The sequence below is a fragment of the Nostoc sp. DedSLP03 genome (assembly GCF_034530815.1).
Classification (GTDB): Bacteria; Cyanobacteriota; Cyanobacteriia; order Cyanobacteriales; family Nostocaceae; genus Nostoc.
Window position 1 is genome coordinate 1 of sequence record NZ_JAVRCK010000197.1, and the last position, 3,796, is coordinate 3,796.

Here is a 3,796-nt window from a genome sequence, read left to right on the forward strand (position 1 = left end):
GATATCTTGATTCGACCACTTTAGCTGGTAATTTCTTTTTAAAAAATCACCTAAATCCTGCTTTGGCTACCAGATAAGCAAGCGGCAGAGGAGTGGAAAATTGCTGAAGCTGTACCGACTCTTCACTGCGCCGTGTTTGCGTTGGGCAAAGGGCTATTAACTTCTCCAATTCCAATAATACTGTTAGCGGCGACTCTAATAACAGTTTATAACCTTTTTGACGCAGATATAATATTTGCGCCACTTCAATAGCTTCGTAAGCGTCTTTCCACTGCCACGCACCCTCTGCTGCCGTGCCTAGAAAATAGCGATTCATCTGGGCTTGGATTGTCCTGGTGGAGATAGTCCGTTGCTCAATTAGTGATTTGGTGAGTTCTTGAGCAACGTTGAGGATTGATTGCCCATAATCCAGAACTGTTTCTAGGTCAAACAGAGTTCCTTGCGTGGTTATAAGGCTGACCATATCTATATAATATATGAATACATCACTTTCGCTTTGGCGTAGCCGTTTGACCGAGAAGATTAGAGATTGAATAGGGCAGATTGGAGATTGAATGTTTTTGGTACAAGCCCAGCAGTCAAGTAGGCGGAATAAATCTAAAAGACGCTACGCACAGTTGTTTTTTGCGTCGCTATCGTCAATTCTCTTATCTTCTCGGCAATCTACAATTGTTTGAGCTAAGGACGGGTTAACTATAATTTTCTTGGTACTTTCCAGTTATCTTGCGTGGCTTAGTGGACTGGCGCTTAGTACTAGTTGAGGCGGATTTCTTAGACGTGGACGATTTTGCTTTAGCCCGCTTAGGTTTGCTTGGTTGTACTTTGGCAGGTGGGAGTAGTCGGAGTCTGGGCAAAGGGATTATAGCTGCTGGCGTGGGAACAGAATGGTCAGGGGATTGTAGTTCTAAAGTCCAAGGGTCGGAAATCTTCTCAAATGCGATCGCGCTTGGAGTGGCTTCTTGGATTTCCTGGTGTGGAGTAGGTTGTGGGGAAGTTGCGGAAACTGTAGACTGTTCAATAACCGATGGCTCCCATCCGACTGGTGGCAAAGGTACAACCCACAAACTATCTATAAAGTCAAAAACCATCAGCGCAACAAAGCTCATAACGACTGCTTGGATCGTGAGGGTGAGAATAGCTTGGATATCCATGATTAATTCCAAAGGTTTGTGATTTTTCAATGTGGTGAGGCGTTGCAGTTGGGAAAGAAAGCGTGTGTTTGTTCGTTGCAACTCTCACTCTGGCTTTGGCGTAGCCATGAAAATTCCCATTCACAAAACGGGTGATTATGTTTACCCAGAGCATTGAAATCTTCTTAGCAAAGGCTAAGATCCAAAAGTCACTAATTGCAATAGGCAATGGCAAGCAAAGAAATCCAAGTCCGAGAGTACACCGTCAGAGCGCACAAACGGGAAATTCACACTCGCGTTTTCAACTTCGCATGTAAGCAGTGCGAACAGCCCACACAACGAGAAACCTTTGGTGTCCGACCGCTCTACTGTGAAAAATGTCGTCCACCTCAACCTCCCAAGCAATCGAAAGTAGTCCCTATAGGCAAGAGGAAACCCAGAGCGATGAACTATAAGAGTGATGAAAGTCGGCTAGGATGATTTGTTGTCTCAGGGTTTTGAGCGATGGCATGTGAATGAAGCAGTGCGCTCATTCGCCCAACCTAACTCAAACTGGTAAAAAGTAACTCTAATGTTTAGGAGTCAAAACAATTCAAAATTCAAAATTATTAATTCAAAATTAAAGACAATTATTGTTAGCTCTGAACTCACCACTCTCTTGTTAACCGCCAAATCAAACATTGTCGCGGGGGCTTGTACTCAGAATTAATGAATTAATCAATTCCAAAATTTTATTTCTTCTTCATTTTGCATTTTTAATTTTGAATTTTGAATTCAAAAAAGGTCATTCAGGAGGTGCAAACTGTGCAAAGACCTCGGCCCCTGTCAGGTTCTTAGTTTCATTGGCAAAACAGTAATATTTGGGTTTTTCATCAATGAATACCTGATGATCTAAAACAAGACCTTCACAGTTCTGGAATAGTCCAACGGGGATGAAATACTGGTTATTTTGTTTCAATTTATAAAAGAGATGGCTCCCACATTGCTTACAGAATCCACGTTCTGCCCACTGTGACGATTGATAAACCCCAATATTTTCTTCACCAGAGAAGTTAACATCACTTTCACAATCAACAACTAACAGAGGCCCTCCGCCCCAATTGCGGCACATACCACAATGACACGCTCCCACATTTTTACTCATGCTAGTTGTAGAAAGGCTTACTGCTCCACACAGGCAACTACCTTTTGCAATATTTAGATTAGACATATTGTTTCCTCCGATTCCACGCAGGCGCTCAAATTGTCACATTTTCCCTATTTAATACTGGAAATGCCAACAATACATAGTCTACAGGCTTACCAGCGAAGAAAGCCGTTTCAGTGTTCTATTTTGATGCTTGGTAATCTAACCGCCATAAACATTCATTTTGTTCAAAAGTAACGGTGATTACCTAAAAATATTGATTTAGCCTACGCCAAGTGATTGTCTAGCCATCTGTTTATATTCATCTAAGCCTGACTTGAGCGCAAATTCTGCGATGGCTATGGGATAAGAAGCAGCCAGTTCAATCACTTGTTCTGCCATCTTCGACCAAATACGTCCACCCGATGAGGCGTATGCTGATATCAGCTTATTCAAAGCGTCTTCACCAAAAGTGCGGTAATGGGCGACAAAATCACGGGCTGGGTCAGTGACGGCTGCCTCAGTCCAGTCAATGAAGCCAGTTACCTGTACTTGGGCATCAATCAAAATATGCCCAGCGTGTAAATCACCATGAGTTAACACTGTTTCTTTCGTCCAAACCTCATCCTTTTGGAGCCAAGATTGCCAACGGTTCCACAACTCTTCACCAACACCAAACTCATTCTTCACTGCATCCATCTTCTGTTTCATCGCCGCACGCACTTCTTCAGCGGTTTCAATGGGAAGACCAATTGCGCGTGCTTCCTCAATGCTAACTTGATGAAGAGAGGCAATCCCCTTAGCTAGCGATTTATGAAACTGGTCGGGTGGATTTGCTGGATCAATTTCCCACACATAAGCTTTTGCTTGAGAGTCAATTGTGCCTGTTGGCACACCGTTTAATGCCCGGTAAACAATGAGTTCATCTGTGCAAATAGTCCATTGTGGCACTTCCACATTCAGAAGAGGGGCAATCAGTTCCAGCGTGCGTTTTTCCTTATCTACCGACGGTAGAACATCCTCCCGCCGAGGAAGACGCAAAATCCAGCGTTTTCCATCAGTGTCCCTTGCTAACACAACCTGAAAATCAAGACCCGATTCATTAAATTGCAGTGAGTCTTCTCGGATAGTCAAGTTATGCTTGTGGGCTAGTTCAAGCACTTCCTGCTTTGATTTTGTCTTTTTAATTATGTCTTCTTACCACTACGCATCAAGAATGCTGAATACTGCTGCACAACAACTGTTTAAAAGGAAACTTTCTGCCTAATCATCCAATACGGGTGATTAGGTGGAAATACGTCAAATAGACTTATCCACGAATCATGAAAGCTTACAAAGAAAGGCAGAGGGCAGAAAGCAGAATGAAAGAAGTATTAATAAAAACTTTAGTTGTGGGTTATTGTCCACTAGTATAAAAAAATTTGTGTCGATAGCGTCGGCGGCAAGTGCCACGAGACACTGATGCTCCTTACTTCAATCCCACTCTTTTAAGGGCTTGTCATTACCAACATCTTTTAAAGTGAGGTAGGGATGTAATAGA

At 42.8% G+C, this 3,796-nt stretch carries 5 protein-coding genes; 1 reads left to right on the plus strand and 4 read right to left on the minus strand.

What is annotated here, in order from left to right; translation table 11 throughout:
- Window positions 1–46: 46 nt before the first annotated feature.
- Complete coding sequence (locus tag RM368_RS38060) at window positions 47–463, minus strand: hypothetical protein (protein ID WP_322698863.1); 417 nt, start codon at window positions 461–463, stop codon at window positions 47–49.
- A gap of 226 nt (window positions 464–689) precedes the next feature.
- Window positions 690–1,232, minus strand: coding sequence for a hypothetical protein (locus RM368_RS38065; protein ID WP_322698864.1), 543 nt, complete (start codon window positions 1,230–1,232; stop codon window positions 690–692).
- Between the two features lie 126 nt (window positions 1,233–1,358).
- On the opposite strand from RM368_RS38065, the gene RM368_RS38070 reads away from it, so the two are divergent.
- Complete coding sequence (locus RM368_RS38070; RefSeq protein WP_322698865.1) at window positions 1,359–1,610, plus strand: hypothetical protein; 252 nt, start codon at window positions 1,359–1,361, stop codon at window positions 1,608–1,610.
- Window positions 1,611–1,914: 304 nt separating this feature from the next.
- Here the strand turns inward: RM368_RS38070 and RM368_RS38075 are convergent, their stop codons facing one another.
- A complete protein-coding gene (locus RM368_RS38075; RefSeq protein WP_322698866.1) occupies window positions 1,915–2,340 on the minus strand; it encodes a GFA family protein in 426 nt (141 codons plus the stop codon).
- A gap of 198 nt (window positions 2,341–2,538) precedes the next feature.
- Complete coding sequence (locus RM368_RS38080) at window positions 2,539–3,444, minus strand: macrolide 2'-phosphotransferase (RefSeq protein WP_322698867.1); 906 nt, start codon at window positions 3,442–3,444, stop codon at window positions 2,539–2,541.
- Window positions 3,445–3,796 lie beyond the last annotated feature (352 nt).